This window comes from Paenibacillus wynnii (assembly GCF_000757885.1).
Taxonomy (GTDB): Bacteria; Bacillota; Bacilli; order Paenibacillales; family Paenibacillaceae; genus Paenibacillus_AQ; species Paenibacillus_AQ wynnii.
The window spans coordinates 891,590-907,934 of sequence record NZ_JQCR01000002.1; the positions used below are offsets into that span (position 1 = coordinate 891,590).

The following is a 16,345-nucleotide window of genomic DNA, read 5'->3' on the forward strand; positions in this document are numbered from 1 at the left end:
CCTTTTTCCTCAACTCCCCCTTATTCAGGGGTCCAAATTCTATAATTACCGCTCAACGCCAGCAGCGTAAATAAATAGAGGCAGTTATCGTAATACCTTCTAGGCCCTGTCCGAAGAGGTGTATTCCAGAATAATTCTACGCTTGCCCGGGCATTATCTCCCGTTGCCGCCAGAGAAGCCATCGCATTCGTAGATAATAGCCCCACAGGATGTAGAGCTTTCTCTTCAAAAGCCTCTCCGTTTATCGCATATCTTCTGTAATCTTCGGGCTGTTTGTCTGCAAAAAAGGCTTGAATCCGGTTGGCTTCCTCACATGCCCAATGGTCTTCACGAAACCACTCCCAATCCAAACCAATATTCGCAGCTACGCGATAAGAATCGCTATAGAAATGACCATAGCCTCTCTCGTTATTGGGTGTGCCGTCATAATAAGCGTACTCCGGTGACAATCCCGTTACAGGATGGCAGGCACTTCTCAAATAATCCCGGCTGGCTTCAGCAGCCTTCTTCCAGAAGTGGCGATCCTCAGGATAGGCCCAAAGCGCGAACAACTCATAGAAATGAGGCAGGTGATAGGATGGATCTGAATATTCACAGTTAGGTACGAATTTGATCAGCTTATTTTGCGGATTCCACATCGGATGGCCAATTCCGTCTTCCCCTTTATGAATACAAGTACGGAGTAGATCACGAGCTTGTGTACCGTAATTTAAAGGGGCTTCGCCATCTCCCCATCGGTGAGAAGCGAACAACAGGGCCATCGCAAAAAACTCCTCCCCATCCGGTGCCGGTCCATCTGACAGACGCGAACCATCCGGGTTGCAGGACCAGGCAAAGTATCCCGAGTTTTCACCGGTTTCCATATACATATAACGTTTGGTCCATCGCCATAGCCTGTCGAACACCTCTTTATGACCCAGTTGAACGGCCATCATCATGCCGTAAGACATGCCTTCACTTCTTGCATCAAGGTTGCCTGTATCCAGCATATAGCCAAGATCTTCCCCTTGATTATGAAAGATCCGCGCATCTTCGTCTCCTTCAAACAGCACCCGCCATGTATCAGCCAAACGTTCCTGAATTAGCAGAGGATCGTATCCGTATTCCTCCAGTACATTCCGATATTCTCCGGTATGAAAAGCGCCTTTGTAATCTATCATGTATTACCAGCCTCTCTTATAAATGATCCTTTAATAGATCGTTCTGCCATTTACATCTGGAATACCGGATTTGCGATAAAAGTACGTATTGATAACATCTCGCCAATATTGGGCATGTTCAACCTGTTCAGCCAGTCGGCCTGCAACCTGTTCGTAACGAGCCGTGTCGACTAGACCTGAAAGGGCCGCCCAGTTCTGTTGTAATTGTTCCGCCTGTTCCACTCCGAGAAAATGGGTATCGTAGATATGCTGAATGACCGTTTTTCCCGATTGCAGACGATGGACATAGGGAACATGGTGAAAGAACAGAAGCAGTTCATCCGGACATCGTTCCAATGACTCATACATTTCAGCATGGGGCGGAAAATACTGAGCGGCGTAGCCTGTACCCGTCGCCTTTGTACGATCGACCCCCACACCGTTCCGGTCTGCAAAATGATAAGTGCCCCACCGTGAATATTCGTAACCGTCTACATCCGGGCCATAATGATAGTGAGGGGTTACCATCCAGCCCACACCAAGTGGTGACGTGTAATTTTCATATATTGGCCAAGACTGTATTAACATTTGGAGGACAGTACTCACGACTGTTATGTCATTTCCAAAAGTCATCCGCGTCCACTCTTCCGCAATTTCTTCAGAGGTTAAATCGGAATTCCACGTAAGACGTCCGTAGCCGTATAGGTTAGCCTGCGCCAAGGGATGTCCTGTCCAATTCTCATCATCACCGATATTCGATACTGCTGCTATACCGCTGTATTTCATTCCAAATAGCGAGCCGGACACCACCCTTTTCACATCGCTGCCAGCACCTGTAGCCTGAGTATCGAAATCAAGCACCCGTTTCCACTGCGGGATTAAATAGCAAAGATGGCGCTGCTGTCCGGTATATTCCTGCGTAATTTGATATTCAATGATTTGATTGGTGTCCTTCATGGCTCCAAACAGCGGAGAAACGGGTTCACGAACCTGAAAATCCATGGGTCCATTTTTAATCTGCAAAATAACATTGTCGCAGAACCTGCCATCCAATGGTTTGAAATGCTCATAAGCCGCCCGTGCTCGGTCCGTGGTACGATCCCGCCAATCCTGCATGCAGTCATAAACGAAGCATCGCCATATCACTATTCCACCATAGGTCTCCAATGCCTCTGCCAGCATATTCGCGCCATCGGCGTGATCCCGTCCATATGCATAAGGTCCTGGACGGTGCTCCGAATCTGCCTTAACCAGAAAACCGCCGAAATCAGGAATATACTCATATATCCGACTCACTGCGTTTCCCCACCAAGCCCGAACCGTATCATCCAACGGATCGGCGGTATCCAGTCCACCAATCGTAATCGGTGCCGCAAAATTAATACTTAGAAATAGGGTGATCCCATAGGCTCTGAAGAGGTCAGCAAGACGAGCAACATCCGGCAAAAATTCGTCTGTTATAAATGAAGTCTCAATATCGTGAACATTGACATTATTAATGGATATTCCGTTAATTCCTACAGAGGACAATAGTCGGGCATAGTCTCTGACCCTACTTACATCCTTTACGATTCTTCCACTTTCATAAAAAATGGAGTTCCCAGCATAACCGCGTTCTATTGTAGCATCGGCGTTATCCCATTGATTCATCATGCGAAGCCGGTTGGAAGGACATTCCTCTATCACCAGACCCTCGGGACTTATCCCTAAAGAAATAAAGCGTAACAGCTCAAAAACACCGTACAACACTCCTGCTGCTGAGCCTCCGATCAATTGTAGCCGATCCTCCTCAAGCGTTTGAACCTGCCTTAAAGTAAAAGCATCTCGTTCCAGCTTCCAGCGCTGTCCTTCATTACGTCTATACCCCGCATCCTCAATTAGGCGGATATGGAGATAGGAGCCCTTAGGAATTTCGGTCATTATTGCGGGTTCCACATCCAACATAGAACGGGCACCCCGCAGCAGTTCCTCGACCGCTGCTGCCACAACACCTGTCAACTCTGCGTCCACAACTATTCGGCTAAGAAGTCTGCCGTATTGATTCCGAATGATCTGGTTTTCTACAGGAGAATATTGCAGCCAAGCTTTATATAAAGGACTATCCGCATATTCCTTAACCGCCCCTTGTTTACTCACCATATTTACCTAGATTAGCGATCCGATCGAAGGCAGGCTTCGGCCGGTGCTGCTCATCGAACAGAAAGGGCCAATTTTTCCGACCACGTACAGGGAAATCATCCAACCACGTATAATCGTCAGCCGCTCCCCAGAAAGTGACCGAGCTGATCACGTTACGGTATTCCTTCAGCAGTCGAAATAAAGCTTCGTACCGCTCTGCCTGCCATTGAAGAAGGTCAGCACCGGGCGCAGTCAAATCTGTTCTTTTATCCTCGAACCGGAACATAGATACATCCAACTCCGTAAGCTGCAGTTGCAGACCTAACGCAGCATATTTCTCGATAGCAGCACGAATGTCATCTAGAGTTGGATCGTATAAATTCCAATGTGCCTGCAAGCCAACGCCGTGGATAGGTACTCCCTGTTCAAGCAACGACTTCACAAGCGTGTAAATTTTATCTCTTTTGTTTGGGTCGGATTCGTTATAGTCGTTATAGAACAGCAAGGCTTTCGGATCTGCTTCGTGGGCGTACTCAAACGCTTTAGCGATGAAATCGGTTCCGGCTATCTCAATCCACTTGGACGGACGGAGAAGCTGATCTCCCTCATCCGCAATAGCCTCGTTCACTACATCCCAGGCATAAATATCCTCCTTATAACGTCCAACCACTGTATGGATATGAGATTTAAGTCGGTCAAGCAAAAGTTCTTTGCTTGCAGGTCCGCCATTCCTGTCCTCAAACAGCCAATCACTCGTCTGATTGTGCCAGAGCAGTGTATGTCCGCGCATAGCCATGTTATGCTTTCGGGCAAAAGCCACTAGCCGATCTGCATCACCAAAGGAGTAAACAATTTCCACAGGATGCAGGCTAGCGAACTTCATTTCATTCTCAGCTGTAATACTATTGAAGTGATAGGCTAATAGCTCTTCCTGCGACTGTATGGTCAATGGGTTCACGGCTGCACCGATCTTAAAATCTTCAGCAAATACGGATTTCAGTGCAGGCTCTGTGTAACTGTTCAAATCTCTCATGTATTAAGGACCTCCTAACGAAACTTACAAGATATGATAATCAAACCAATCAAAGCAGGCCGGCTCCGATGAAATCGTTCCGTTGCCTGTTGCATACAACCCGATGACAACACCCGTGAAACCATTTCCATCAACAGCTTGAGGAGATAGGGAATAAGCCGCTCCGGCAGCCAACTTGACCCACCCTTGACCATCCAAGGAATACAACAATGAATAATCTGTAAGTTCGGCCTTAATCTTCAGATATACGCGCTCTGCTGTAGTTGGAACTTCAGCTACGACCTGCGTTCTTCCTCCCACTGTCAATACCGCTGAAATGACTTTTTGACCCTCTTGTTGCCTCATAATAATTTCATAATGGGCATTCTCATCCAATCTGGCGCATATTCCAGCCTCTTCACCAAGTGCAGGGTTTATAAATTCCAGCAAAGTACTCCATTCCGCCCGAACATGCTGCTGTCTTCTGCCTACGAATGAAACCTGACCCGCTTCATTCAAATTCCCCGCTTGTCCCCGAAGGGTTAACCAACCCCGCCGTTCACTTAGAGACCAGCTCCCTTGAGCCGGATTCCGTAGAAATGTCCATGTAAAAGCCAAGACTTCAGCCTCAAAGTCATCTCTTCCGTAAAGGGTGGGTTCTGGTGTGAATCCCGGAAGCCGCGGTACGCTCATTCCAAGCTTGACCGTCCCTTCGTTGTTATCAATCAGGGGCCAGCCTTCTTCGTTCCAACTTACCGGGGCAAGAAAGGTCTCTCTCCCAAGCACAGTGTAGGATGAATCAATAAGTCGAACTCCCAGAAACACGGCCCACCAATCTCCGTAGCGGTCTTCAATCAAGTCAGCATGCCCTAAGAACTGAATGGGACTATCCATTTCACTGTGGGTCAGAATAGGATGCGGCAATCTTTCAAAGGGTCCAAAGGGCTGCGAACTGCGGCCGATAATTTCACGATGCTCCTTCGCAGTCCCTCCAGAAGCGCTCATAATATAGTACAACCCATTTATTTTGTATAAGTGTGGTCCTTCTGTCCAAGGTCCGCCGTCACCGTTCCAAATGATAACCGGCTCAGTCAAAGCTTCTCCTGTCGCAATATCAATCTCATATTGAATAACATGGGAGTCGTAATCGGCTCCCTGCTGCGCGGTGACATAGACTTTGCTGTCCTCATCGAACATGAGGGAAGGATCAATACCTCCATAGGGAATCACCACCGGATCAGACCAAGGGCCTGACGGATCCGTTGCGGTTACGTAAAAGTTCCCTATCCCCCGTACGTCAGTTGTTATCATGTAGAAGGTTCCCTCATGATAGCGGATAGTGGGTGCATATATCCCATCGGAGCTGTTACTACTCCGTGTATCCAACTGACTAATTCTGTCCAGCACATGACCTATTGGTGTCCAGTGAACCAAGTCGCGGCTATGAAATATAGGTACACCCGGAAAATACTCGAAGGAACTGCAAACCAAATAATAGTCATCACCAGCCCGCGTGATACTCGGGTCGGGATAGAATCCAGGAAGAATCGGATTCGAATAAGTAATTGAAGATGAATTCATCATTACTCTTTAACACTCCCCACATTTAAGCCCACCACAAAATACTTCTGCAAGAACGGATAGACACATAAAATGGGTACGGATGCTACAATCGTCACCGCAGCGCGGATCGATATCGGAGTCACCATCGACAGTGCAGAATTCTCCTTCATCCCTATTCCTGCTGCAACATTCGGGTTACTATTGGAATTCATGGTCGAGGAGAGCAGCTTCATCAGTTCATACTGCAAAGTACTCAGCTCTTGTCTTGAAGACGTATACAGGAAGGCATCAAACCAAGAATTCCATGCCCCGACAGCGACAAAAAGAGCAATCGTTGCCAGCACCGGCTTACATAAAGGGAAAATAATTCTCATGAAAATTTTAAAGTCTCCTGCGCCATCAATTTTTGCTGATTCTATGAGGCTTTCAGGGAGCGTCCCAATATATGTTCTTATTACAATCATGTTAAAGGCACTAATCATAGACGGTATAACATATACCCAAAAGGTATTGAGCAAATGCAACTGTTTAATCAGGAAATATCCCGGGATTAAGCCTGCACTGAAATACATCGTGAGCACAAATATAACCGTGATCGACTTGCGAAACACGTATTCCTTTCGACTTAAGGTGTAGGCAAGCATGGTGGTGAGAAAAATGTTTAACAGCGTAGAGATAACTGTCCGCGCTACCGAAATCCAAAACGCATTATAAATCGTTCCTGAAGCAAAAACCGCCTTATAATTCTGCGTCGTCCATTGCCGTGGCCACAAGTAAATCCCGCCGCGAATCGTATCGTTCCCCGCATTTAACGAGACAGCAATTGTATTAAGGAATGGATATAACGTCACCGTTACCAGAATGATCATGAAAATAGTGTTAAATGTATTAAACAGAACAGGCTCGATACCATTTGATCCTATTCGTTTCTTCATTGCAATGCCTGCAGTTTTCTGAGGACTAATCTGTTGATTTCCCATGTCTATAACAGCCTCTCTTCCCCAAGCCGTTTAGCAGTCCAGTTCGCCAACAGCAGCAAAGTTATACTAACGACCGTTTTGAAAATACCACCTGCAGTGGCTAATGAATAATTTCCTTGGGCGATCCCGTATTTCAATACGAAAATATCAATGGTTTCCGACCAATCGACAACGAGACCGTTGCCCAGCAAATACTGCACTTCAAATCCAGCTTCTAGTACATGTCCTACGGACATTATTAATAAAATCACTATTGTTGCTTTAATGCCTGGTAAGGTAACAAACGCCATTTTCTTATAACGATTCGCTCCGTCAATTTCAGCAGCTTCATATAAAGCAGGATCGATAGAGGCAATAGCAGCCAAATAAATGATCGTGTTCCATCCAACTTCTTTCCAGACATGTGAAGCCCCGACAATTCCCCAGAAATATTTCCCTTCACTGAGCCATAGAATCGGTTCACGAATAAGATGCAGCTTCATTAGCACAATGTTGATAATACCGTCATTGATTGACAACGAAGTCGCCACAATCCCGGTAACTATGATCCATGAAAGAAAGTGAGGCAAATAGGAAATGGTCTGTACGGTTCTCTTCCAGAATACCTTCCGAATTTCATTCAATAATAATGCCAGTACGATTGCAGTCACAAAGCCGAGGATCATATTAATCAAACCCATAGCAAGTGTATTCCGAAATACTCTTAGGAAGTTATCATCGGTAAGAAGAAACTTAAATTGATCGAAGCCCACCCACTTTTGTTCACTAAAAGGGCGCCCCGGTCTGTAATTCTGAAAGGCCATAGTCCATCCCCATACAGGAACGTATGCAAAAAGAATAATATAGAACAATAACGGCACAGACATCCATATCAATTGGTTTTGGCTTTTTATAATCGACCAAGTGATCGGTTGCTTCTTTGGTTTTTTAGGATGCCGGACGACTTTTTTTCTCGCTAAGGTCTCATCCATATATAGTTGATCTCCCCACCAAATGCTTATATTTCAGAAGGTGGAAGGCACTGCCCTCCACCTTCTGATTTGTTTAAAGAATCTTTTGCTTATTTACTCCACTTATCAATTCTCCATTTAATTTGCTCATTGATTTTATCTTCATAGGCCTTCACGTTAACTTTACCAATCTGTGCTACATACTCGCTCCAAGCTGAATCAAATTTGGCAGTCTCAGCCAGTATTGCTTTTGGCAGGAACTTTGTAGACAAATCATTCAGTTTCGTATTCACAACTTTAGCCTCTGAACCTTCCACCAGATCGATAGACCAGGCAGGATAATACACAGGGTTCGCTGGCGGCTCACTGAAGAAATCAACGTAACTATTGTATCCGTAAGCATCCAGGATTTCCTTGTCATAAGGCTTCAGTCCGGCTTGATATTCTTCAATCTGAGAATCCGCACCTGTGGAGTTCCCATCACTATAGCTGCCCTCAATCTTCGGTGCAAAGTCAACAATCGTCTTGGCCTTATTAGCTAATATCCATGTTGAATCCACTGCGTTATCCCGTTGTTCCTGAGTTCTGATAAATCTGCCTTTCTCATTGACTTCATAATCTTCTCCTTGAATACCCCAGGAGAGTGTCTTCTGCCAATCCTCGGCCATAAGCGCATCCAGCAGTTTGATGATCTTTACCGAATCTTTGGCATTCACGCTAATTCCAAAGCCATTATTTAAATTAAGAACCGGAAGATCTCGATAGTAGTCCTTTGTATTGGTATCGAACACAAGAGGAAGGCCTACATATGTTCTTTCATCCTTCTTTTGAGTCTTTAAGGAATCCTCTGCAGCACCAAAGTTCCAATGTTGGTCAAACATACCCAGAACCGTACCACTGGACAATTTAGCCATGTATTGGTCATAGTTTTGTACGAAGGTTTCCTTGTCAAGCAGACCCAGCTGATTAACCTCGTTAAGCTTCTGGTAGTATTGCTTAGCGTAATCTTTATCGGCAAAAATTTCCGCTACGCCATCATTAACTACAACTCCGCCATCATTAGGATGACCAATTAAATGTTGAGGCGCATTGAATAATCCCCAGTTTCTCCAGTCATTGTTCAAGATTTCAAACCCAATGGTAGGGCTACCGTCAATCGTTGGATATTTCTCTTTATATTTAGCAATGAGATCAAAATACTCATCCAGTGTTTTAACCTTCGGATAGCCGAATTCTTTCAGGATCGCTTTTTGGATCCAGAAGGCTGGCCCGCTATAATAAGTACTGTTTACTTTGCCGTTGTAGACACCATAGTTCGGGAGGATATAAATGTGTCCATCATTCGGGTCCTTCATCATGTTCCAATAATCCGCATAATGCGCTTTCAAATTTGGAGCATGTTTTTCAATAAGTTCCTCGAGCGGGATATAGGCGCCGGCTGCCGTAAGCTTGGTATTTCCGGTCATTACATCTGGATAATCTTGACCGGCAATCATAACCCCAAGCTTCTGGTTGAGATCACCAGCTAAATATTCGTAATTAAAAGTAGCTCCCAGTTCATCTTTGATCTTCTTGTAAATTTTATTATCTGGTGTAGGTTGCTGGCCGGCTTCGCCGATAAAGACACTAATTTCAAACGGCTCTACCTTGCCATCCGCATTCGCTGCAGCTGTTTGTGTTGCTGTGTTCTCTTTACCTTCAGATGTATTTTTGTTGTTGTTCCCACCACATCCTGACAGGGTAAAACTTAATGCTAACAATGCGATCAAACTAAGCTTGAACCTTGCTTTTGAATTGCCCCCCATAAAGCACCTCCAATATTTTTGGTGTTGCACAATGATGTAAGCCCTTACAACCCTAATTATAGGAGTGATGGTATGACGAAAATACGACCTAATTAAAGGAGTAACCCCAAAAAGTTTAGGTCTTGATATTCTTATATTCATTTGGGCACATTTGCATCTTCTTTTCGAATTGCTTCAGAAACTGACCATAATTGGAATAGCCGACTTCCTCTGCAATTTCACTGTTCTTTAATTTATTTAGCTGAAGCAGACGCTCTGCTTCCTGAATTCGAAGGTTGTGAAGCTGCTCATTAAAATGAATACCGTTTTTCTTCATCAATAATTGGCCCAAATAGACCGGATGCATGAAAAAAACCTCAGCCAGCTTCTTTATCGTAAGTCCCTCACGATAGTGCTCTTCTATATAATCATTAATTTGTTGCACAATCCCCTGCGATCTTTTCGTTTGTTCGAGCAATAAGGTATGAATACACTCCTCACCACAAGCTAATAAATTAATCATTAAAGCATCCAATGTAATCATTGAATCAAATATTTCAGGAATTCTAAATTTCGTCAGTAAAGACGCTACCTGAACATCACCGGCTTCGCGTGTGTACTCTATGATTTTGTATACAAGGTGGATCACGATCTTCTTCACAATCTCCGGAGCTATACGCATCTCTCGAAAACTGGCGGCTGCCGAATCCACGGCTTGAATAAAGCCTGTTCTGTCCAGCAGATTAATAGGTCTAATCATGTCGTCCATCAGCAGCATTTGATCGTAGTGGTAACTGAAAGGCTTATGATGTATATCCTGATAGGATAGAATGCCGGAAGTACCCGGGTTGTAAAAATAGTGCATTAACGCTTCTTTAGCGGTACGGTAACTGTTTAAGATATTGCTCAAGGATTTCACAGAGGCACCCCTTGCAATAGACAACTGGTCTTTTGGATACATCTGCTGCAGTTGGTTCAAGGCATAGTTAAGATTGGTATTCTCGCTAGAATCCGAAGAGGAACGTCCATAGACAATTCCGAAACTACTGAGCTCCAGATCCATGAGAAACATGGAACTTTTATCAGCTACAATGGACGCCGTTCTCCCTCTTAGCTCAGCGTATATTCCGGGCACCGTCTGAATCAGACAGAAGTTCCAATCCAATCTGCCTGCCGATAATTCGGTAAGTACTGTTAGGTCTGTCTCAACCTCCGGTTTCTCATTCAACAGTCCCTTTATAAGGGTAACCACCTGTTCTGATGTGGCCCTTTGATTCAGATTCTGTTTCTGCAGATCTTGTTCCAGCTCCAGGTATATTTCTTTTAACTCTTCTTCTGCTTCTTCAGCGATGATCGGTTTCAACAGATAATGGTTAATTCCGTAGCGTATCGCTGTCTGTGCATATTCAAATTCACTATAACCACTTAATATAGCAAATTTAATGTCCTTTACCTTCTCTTGCTTCCAGGCCGCAATCATATCCAGCCCGTTCATCAGCGGCATATTCACATCCGTAATGACCAGATCCGGTTCAAGCTGGTGTATCAGCTTCAATCCTTCAACACCATTACTGCTGGTTCCACATATCTCGAAGCCAAGTTCTTCCCAATCAATCCATAATTGCAGCCCCTCAAGGGCACTTGGCTCATCATCAATCAATAAAACTTTAAATTTCATGGTCTTTCTCCTTTCCGATGTTAATTTATCCGTTCCAGCAGTCTTAGCGGGATGTCAAAGGAGACCACAGTACCTTGGTTGGGACTGCTGCTGATATCGAAACGGACTTGATCCTCATAATAAAGCTCCAGTCTTCGGTATACATTCCGAATACCGATATTCGTCTCGGAGGGGCCCTCATTCCGAACAGAGAACATAATTTCCTTCAGCAGGCTTTCTTCCATCCCTTTCCCATTGTCTGAAATCGTGATATGCAATCGGGCATCCCGAACGGAAGTTTTCACTTTAATAATCCCAAGTCCCTCCACCGTCTGCAGGCCATGCTTGCAGGAGTTCTCCACCAAAGGCTGCATGCTGAGCTTCGGAATTTTATATTGAAGCGACTGCTCATCAAGTTCGAACTGATATTCAAACTTGTCTCTGAAGCGAAACTTCTCAATTTTCAAATACATTTCAATAAACGTCATTTCTTCTTGAAGGGAAACGAGATCTTCCTTCCAGCTAAGCAGTCTCCGGAGCAATCGGGATAGACTTTTTATAATATCTGTAACGTCGGAGTAATTGTTCTTGGTACATACCACAAGTATCGCATTTAACGTATTGAACAAGAAATGGGGATTCATCTGACTCTGTAAAAAGTTCAGCTCGGCCCGCACCCTTTCCATCTCCAAATTCTTCTTCTGGATCTCCAACTTATAGACATCATTAATTAGAGAATTCATACGGGAGGTCATCATGTTGAAATTCTGAATTAATCCGCCAATCTCATCGCGTCCTTCGTCGATCTGAATTAAATCGAACTTCTCGTTCGTCACTTTGTGCATATGTCTCGACAGCCGCTTCACCCGATAATTATAAGATCTCAACATGATGTATATAAAAATAGAGGTGAGCAAGGTTACAGTGGAGGCCAGAATTCCCGCATATACTCTCATTTCCAGAATGGCTTGAGAAATACGCTCTCCCTCTGTAACTCCAACAATGCGCCAACCTTTAATATATTTTGCTGAGCCTATGGGTACTACATGGACATCCTCTTGGTTCTTATCATCGGGCAGCTCAAATACAGGATAGGGTATCTTCCCCCTCTGGTAACCGCTATCTGCTGACATAATAATCTGGTTCTGCTCGTTGATCAGGGACAATCTTAAATAATCCTTCTCTCTAACGATGTAGTCATAGATTTTGCTCAGATCCAAATCGATTCTAAGCAGCTTTTCATAGGTACTAAACGATTCATAGTTGTCCATTTTTTCAATTACACTCAGATAGGGTGCCGTGGAGGATTCATTGGTGGTCTCGGCTAAACGGTAAGCGGTCACAAAAAGACGGCTTTTATCAGCCAGGGTCTGCTTATACCAGTCACTTTCCAACTGCTTCGGATTGAGAATATGATAATTGCCTCCGGATACAATGGAGTGATTACTCGTAAATACACTAATCTGCTGAATTTGATTATTTACCGGCATATAGCTGCTCATACGGTCCCTAAGCTGTTCGTTAAAGGTATCGTAGAAATCCAGCGGATCCTTATACGTCCGGTCAAGCATCTCATATAGGTTCTTATCGGTAGACAGAGCGTAACTGACCGCCACCCCTCCCTCAATAAAATCCTGGATATCTTTTCTAGCTCTCTCCAGAGAGATCTCTAGGTTCTGCTGCTCTCTTGACTTAATCAAATCGGTTATCCGATCTAAGAAGACTAGGTTGATGATCATAATCGGAAGAAGTACACCTACGAAATAAATGAGGAAAAACTTATAATTCAGCGGAATGTTATTAACGATGTTCCCAAATTTAAATTTTCTGATCTTCATAGAGCACCTTTCTTCCCCTATAGCTGCTTGGTTTGGCTTGTATTTTTATATACAGAGGGTACTACCCCAACGATCTTCTTAAATTTGTCTATAAAATAGTCTGTATTCGGGTACCCCACTTGTACGGCAATATCAGATATTTTCAGCTGTGTTCTTTTCAGCAGGCTTTTGGCCTCCTCAATCCGTTTCTCGTTCAGATATTCGCTGAAGCTTTGACCGGCATGTTTTCGGAATAACTGGCCCAAGTACGTGGAGTTCATATGAAACTGTCTGGCTAAATCTTGAAGCTGCAGCTTTGTGCGGAATTCGCGGTCCACATACTGAATCACATTAAAAATCGTATTCCCTTCATTTTGCTGCTTCAATTCAAATAAATAGCCAGCCGCCAGTGTACACAATCTACTCACATACCGGCTTAGTCTTATATAGTCATTCTGATCCCCCAAATTCCCAACCTCTACCTGCAAGGTATTCATAATGCGATTCGGCTCACCATTGATCTCAGCAATCAGCCTGCAAAGGGTTAATTCCAGATGGGCCACATCAATCTGTACAACCTCATTCGTAAGCAGGTTATCAGCAAAGGACGCAAAGACCTCTTTCACACAAGAATCTATTCTCTCCGTGTCATGAGCAATTACCTTATCCAACAGCTGCTTAAACTTCTCCTCATGAAGGTCATCATTCTTTTTGGTTTTGGGTATCTCACTATAATAAAAAATCCCGCTTTTCTGTTGATTGCATTTCTGTTTCCATACCTCCAATGACTGTAGGTAGATTCCGCGAATGCCCTGGACACCGATCCTTCTCTCACTGATTGCAAGGAGTGCTGGCTCCCGCGAACATTCCATTATAGCTCTGCGAAGCTCCGTTACCATAAGCTCAAGACTGTCTTGGGTAACCGAAGCGGATTGGACTAGAATGCCGGTTTTCCCGGTTCCATCCTGAAAGCAACAAGCTAACCCTCTAGGAAAATAATCTTCTAGCTGCTGATCCAGTGGATTTGCACCCATAACTATACACAGCAGTTCGGCTTCGCCCTGAAGGTTCATTAATCTTTGGGCTTGATGTTCCAAATTCTCATCAAATTCCCCTTGAATGAAACGGTTGATTAGGCTGTTCACTACCAAAGACTGCCTCCTGTTAACCATCTTTTGCAAGGCTATTTCATCTTGAATAACGGTACTGAGCCGGCCCAATAAGGCCTCTATTTCCTCATCATCAATCGGTTTTAGTAAATACTCATTAACCTTCTGACGGAGCGCAATTCTGGCATATTTAAAATCATCATATCCACTGAGGATAACAAACTTGGGAGGGCTGGCCATCAGCTCATTGATTCTTGTAATCAGCTCAAGGCCGTTGATTACCGGCATATGAATATCCGTAAGGACCAAATCAGGTTTAAGCTCCTGTATCAGTCTCAATGCATCCGGGCCGCTTAACGCCTCTCCACAAACTTCAAAGCCGTACTTCCCCCAGTCAATCATTGTGGTTAATCCTTCAAGAACCCAAGGTTCATCATCCACAAGCATCACTCTCATCATTTCCATTCCCTCCCTTAACATTAGATTGACATCGAACCACATCTATGTATCCGCTTACAATAGGAGTTAGGTTGCCTTGCGCGTCTAGCCGAAAATAAGATATGACTCATGCTACCATACTTGATTAGAGGTGTGAAATCGAAATTTGCATGTACTTTACTACTTACGATCCGAAGACTTTTCCTAAAAAACAAAAATCGCCTCGAAATAGAGGGTTTAACCCACCATTTCAAAGGCGATTCTATTGTTACATTCCAACAAAATTAGATCTTAATCTTCAAAACAACCTTACGAACGGCTTCTTTCTCGCCCGCCATAATAGCCGTCATATGCCCATCCTGCGGGTAACAGATCATAAGATCTCCGGAGCTTACAGCTACGGTGGATTCTAGAGTTCCAGTGAAAAATACCGCATCCTTCTCATCGCTGTACTCTTCTTTTACATCAAGACGTTCAATGGCTGCATAACCAATTTTTTCTTTGCCTTCCAGAATGAAATGAAGGTCCAGATTCTTTCGGTGCGCTTCCCAGAAACATTCCTCGGCAGCCTTGGTCTCGTACTCATTGATGAAATAAAAGAGCTCCTCGTCTACTTCATGACGTCCCGCTGCTTTCCCGGTAAAATCCGTGTCGCGTAAAAATTGCAGCCCTCTTTGAATCTTTGGTCCAAAAGCAGCCTTGTCTTCTAATAGATGTGTTAAAGAATCAACGATCATTATGGAAGTCCCCCTAAAATGTGATTATCAGCTATTATGCCCTCCCGGGTACGAATAGGTGTATATCGGTTTATAAATGTTTATATAACTCATAATAAGGGTTTAATAGGGTTTGGTCTATGTCATTTTTCACGTAATGTGTAATTTGAAGGAGTACTATTCCAATCAAAGACCCTAGTTTTCACAGATAGTTGCACAAAGTACATCTATCCATACAATCGAGCACCAAAAGCCAGAAATAAGTGTATAAAATACATCTATATCATCACCTGAGCATCCGCTTGGCTCTTAAGCTTTCAACTAACCATAATCAGCCTGAATAACACTTTCATGTACTGTAATTGATTTAATTTTGAACTATGCTACAATCATCAGTACAGTTCCAAAATAAGAGAATCATTTTCAGGAAGGTGATAATATGTCCATTAAACAACTTCATACACCAGAAGACTTACAGCAGTTTCTAGACCAACCCGGGAAACAGCTGCTGCTGAAACATAGTACGACTTGTCCGATCAGCGCCAAGGCTCATGATGAGTTCCAGGCATTCCTGAAGGATGCGGATACGTCTGCGGCTATCGTTCATGTTATTGAAGATCGCCCTTTGTCCCTTCAAATCGCTGACGATTTTGGAATCAAGCATGAGTCCCCGCAAATTTTCCTTGTGGAGAATGGTGAAGTCCGTTGGAATACCTCCCACTGGAAAATCACAAAGTCAGCCATTAAAGAGGCTGTTAACGTATGAGTGAACAAGTAATTGTATACTCCACAGCCGGTTGCAGCGAATGTAATATGGTGAAAAAGATGCTTACGGAGCAAGGTGTCCCTTTTGAAGTAAGAGATGTAATGACCAGCACACAGTATCAAGATGAGGTAGAAAAGCTAGGGTTTATGGGAGTTCCTGTAACCGTGGCCGGTAATGTGGTCGTCAAAGGCTTTAATGCCGATGAGATCCAGGTTTTAATTCAAGCCGCTGTATAAATTGTAACTGTATAAGCTGAACAAAATAAAAAACAAAAAGCAAAAGGAACGGGAGGGAAA

13 protein-coding genes are annotated in these 16,345 nt (G+C 44.0%); 2 read left to right on the forward strand and 11 right to left on the reverse strand.

All coding sequences use genetic code 11. From position 1 onward, the window contains the following. Positions 1–20: 20 nt before the first annotated feature. The 11 genes from PWYN_RS06625 to PWYN_RS06675 form a co-directional block, all read right to left on the reverse strand. Positions 21–1,160 (reverse strand): family 8 glycosyl hydrolase, encoded by a 1,140-nt coding sequence (locus tag PWYN_RS06625; RefSeq protein WP_036649705.1) that lies wholly within the window; start codon positions 1,158–1,160, stop codon positions 21–23. A gap of 30 nt (positions 1,161–1,190) precedes the next feature. Then, complete coding sequence (locus tag PWYN_RS06630) at positions 1,191–3,275, reverse strand: alpha-glucuronidase family glycosyl hydrolase (protein WP_240479697.1); 2,085 nt, start codon at positions 3,273–3,275, stop codon at positions 1,191–1,193. Continuing rightward, on the reverse strand, positions 3,268–4,290 hold the full coding sequence (locus PWYN_RS06635) for an endo-1,4-beta-xylanase (protein WP_036649707.1): 1,023 nt from the start codon (positions 4,288–4,290) through the stop codon (positions 3,268–3,270). The genes PWYN_RS06630 and PWYN_RS06635 overlap by 8 nt, the downstream gene beginning before the upstream one ends. Positions 4,291–4,314: 24 nt before the next feature. Next, positions 4,315–5,853 carry a glycoside hydrolase family 43 protein gene (locus PWYN_RS06640; RefSeq protein WP_420805725.1) on the reverse strand — a complete coding sequence of 513 codons (1,539 nt, stop codon included), beginning with the start codon at positions 5,851–5,853 and terminating at the stop codon, positions 4,315–4,317. Beyond that, entirely contained in the window at positions 5,853–6,812 is a 960-nt protein-coding gene (locus PWYN_RS06645) for a carbohydrate ABC transporter permease (protein WP_084146628.1), read from the reverse strand. The genes PWYN_RS06640 and PWYN_RS06645 overlap by 1 nt, the downstream gene beginning before the upstream one ends. A gap of 2 nt (positions 6,813–6,814) precedes the next feature. Then, entirely contained in the window at positions 6,815–7,783 is a 969-nt protein-coding gene (locus PWYN_RS06650) for an ABC transporter permease (RefSeq protein ID WP_036649710.1), read from the reverse strand. 89 nt (positions 7,784–7,872) lie between these two features. Continuing rightward, entirely contained in the window at positions 7,873–9,567 is a 1,695-nt protein-coding gene (locus PWYN_RS06655) for a type 2 periplasmic-binding domain-containing protein (RefSeq protein ID WP_036649712.1), read from the reverse strand. A 115-nt stretch (positions 9,568–9,682) separates the two neighbouring features. After that, positions 9,683–11,224, reverse strand: coding sequence for a response regulator transcription factor (locus PWYN_RS06660; protein WP_036649714.1), 1,542 nt, complete (start codon positions 11,222–11,224; stop codon positions 9,683–9,685). A 20-nt stretch (positions 11,225–11,244) separates the two neighbouring features. After that, a complete protein-coding gene (locus PWYN_RS06665; RefSeq protein ID WP_036649717.1) occupies positions 11,245–13,041 on the reverse strand; it encodes a sensor histidine kinase in 1,797 nt (598 codons plus the stop codon). Positions 13,042–13,058: 17 nt separating this feature from the next. Continuing rightward, positions 13,059–14,588, reverse strand: coding sequence for a response regulator (locus tag PWYN_RS06670; protein ID WP_036649720.1), 1,530 nt, complete (start codon positions 14,586–14,588; stop codon positions 13,059–13,061). A 263-nt stretch (positions 14,589–14,851) separates the two neighbouring features. Continuing rightward, entirely contained in the window at positions 14,852–15,304 is a 453-nt protein-coding gene (locus PWYN_RS06675; RefSeq protein WP_036649723.1) for a NanQ anomerase/TabA/YiaL family protein, read from the reverse strand. A gap of 418 nt (positions 15,305–15,722) precedes the next feature. Here PWYN_RS06675 and ytxJ point away from each other — a divergent pair, with 418 nt between their 5' ends. Beyond that, the gene (gene ytxJ / locus PWYN_RS06680; protein ID WP_036649727.1) at positions 15,723–16,049 is read left to right on the forward strand and encodes a bacillithiol system redox-active protein YtxJ; all 327 of its coding nucleotides are present in this window, start codon (positions 15,723–15,725) and stop codon (positions 16,047–16,049) included. Continuing rightward, entirely contained in the window at positions 16,046–16,285 is a 240-nt protein-coding gene (locus PWYN_RS06685) for a glutaredoxin family protein (RefSeq protein ID WP_036649730.1), read from the forward strand. Before ytxJ ends, PWYN_RS06685 begins: the two co-directional genes overlap by 4 nt. Positions 16,286–16,345: the final 60 nt, after the last annotated feature.

What these genes read in the sequence shown, in the direction of transcription:
- PWYN_RS06625 (WP_036649705.1), bottom strand. Translation starts at nt 1,160, where the DNA reads ATGATAGATTACAAAGGCGCTTTTCATACCGGAGAATATCGGAATGTA.
- PWYN_RS06635 (WP_036649707.1), bottom strand. Translation starts at nt 4,290, where the DNA reads ATGAGAGATTTGAACAGTTACACAGAGCCTGCACTGAAATCCGTATTT.
- PWYN_RS06640 (WP_420805725.1), bottom strand. Translation starts at nt 5,853, where the DNA reads ATGATGAATTCATCTTCAATTACTTATTCGAATCCGATTCTTCCTGGA.
- PWYN_RS06645 (WP_084146628.1), bottom strand. Translation starts at nt 6,812, where the DNA reads ATGGGAAATCAACAGATTAGTCCTCAGAAAACTGCAGGCATTGCAATG.
- PWYN_RS06650 (WP_036649710.1), bottom strand. Translation starts at nt 7,783, where the DNA reads ATGGATGAGACCTTAGCGAGAAAAAAAGTCGTCCGGCATCCTAAAAAA.
- PWYN_RS06655 (WP_036649712.1), bottom strand. Translation starts at nt 9,567, where the DNA reads ATGGGGGGCAATTCAAAAGCAAGGTTCAAGCTTAGTTTGATCGCATTG.
- PWYN_RS06660 (WP_036649714.1), bottom strand. Translation starts at nt 11,224, where the DNA reads ATGAAATTTAAAGTTTTATTGATTGATGATGAGCCAAGTGCCCTTGAG.
- PWYN_RS06665 (WP_036649717.1), bottom strand. Translation starts at nt 13,041, where the DNA reads ATGAAGATCAGAAAATTTAAATTTGGGAACATCGTTAATAACATTCCG.
- PWYN_RS06670 (WP_036649720.1), bottom strand. Translation starts at nt 14,588, where the DNA reads ATGATGAGAGTGATGCTTGTGGATGATGAACCTTGGGTTCTTGAAGGA.
- PWYN_RS06675 (WP_036649723.1), bottom strand. Translation starts at nt 15,304, where the DNA reads ATGATCGTTGATTCTTTAACACATCTATTAGAAGACAAGGCTGCTTTT.
- ytxJ (WP_036649727.1), top strand. Translation starts at nt 15,723, where the DNA reads ATGTCCATTAAACAACTTCATACACCAGAAGACTTACAGCAGTTTCTA.
- PWYN_RS06685 (WP_036649730.1), top strand. Translation starts at nt 16,046, where the DNA reads ATGAGTGAACAAGTAATTGTATACTCCACAGCCGGTTGCAGCGAATGT.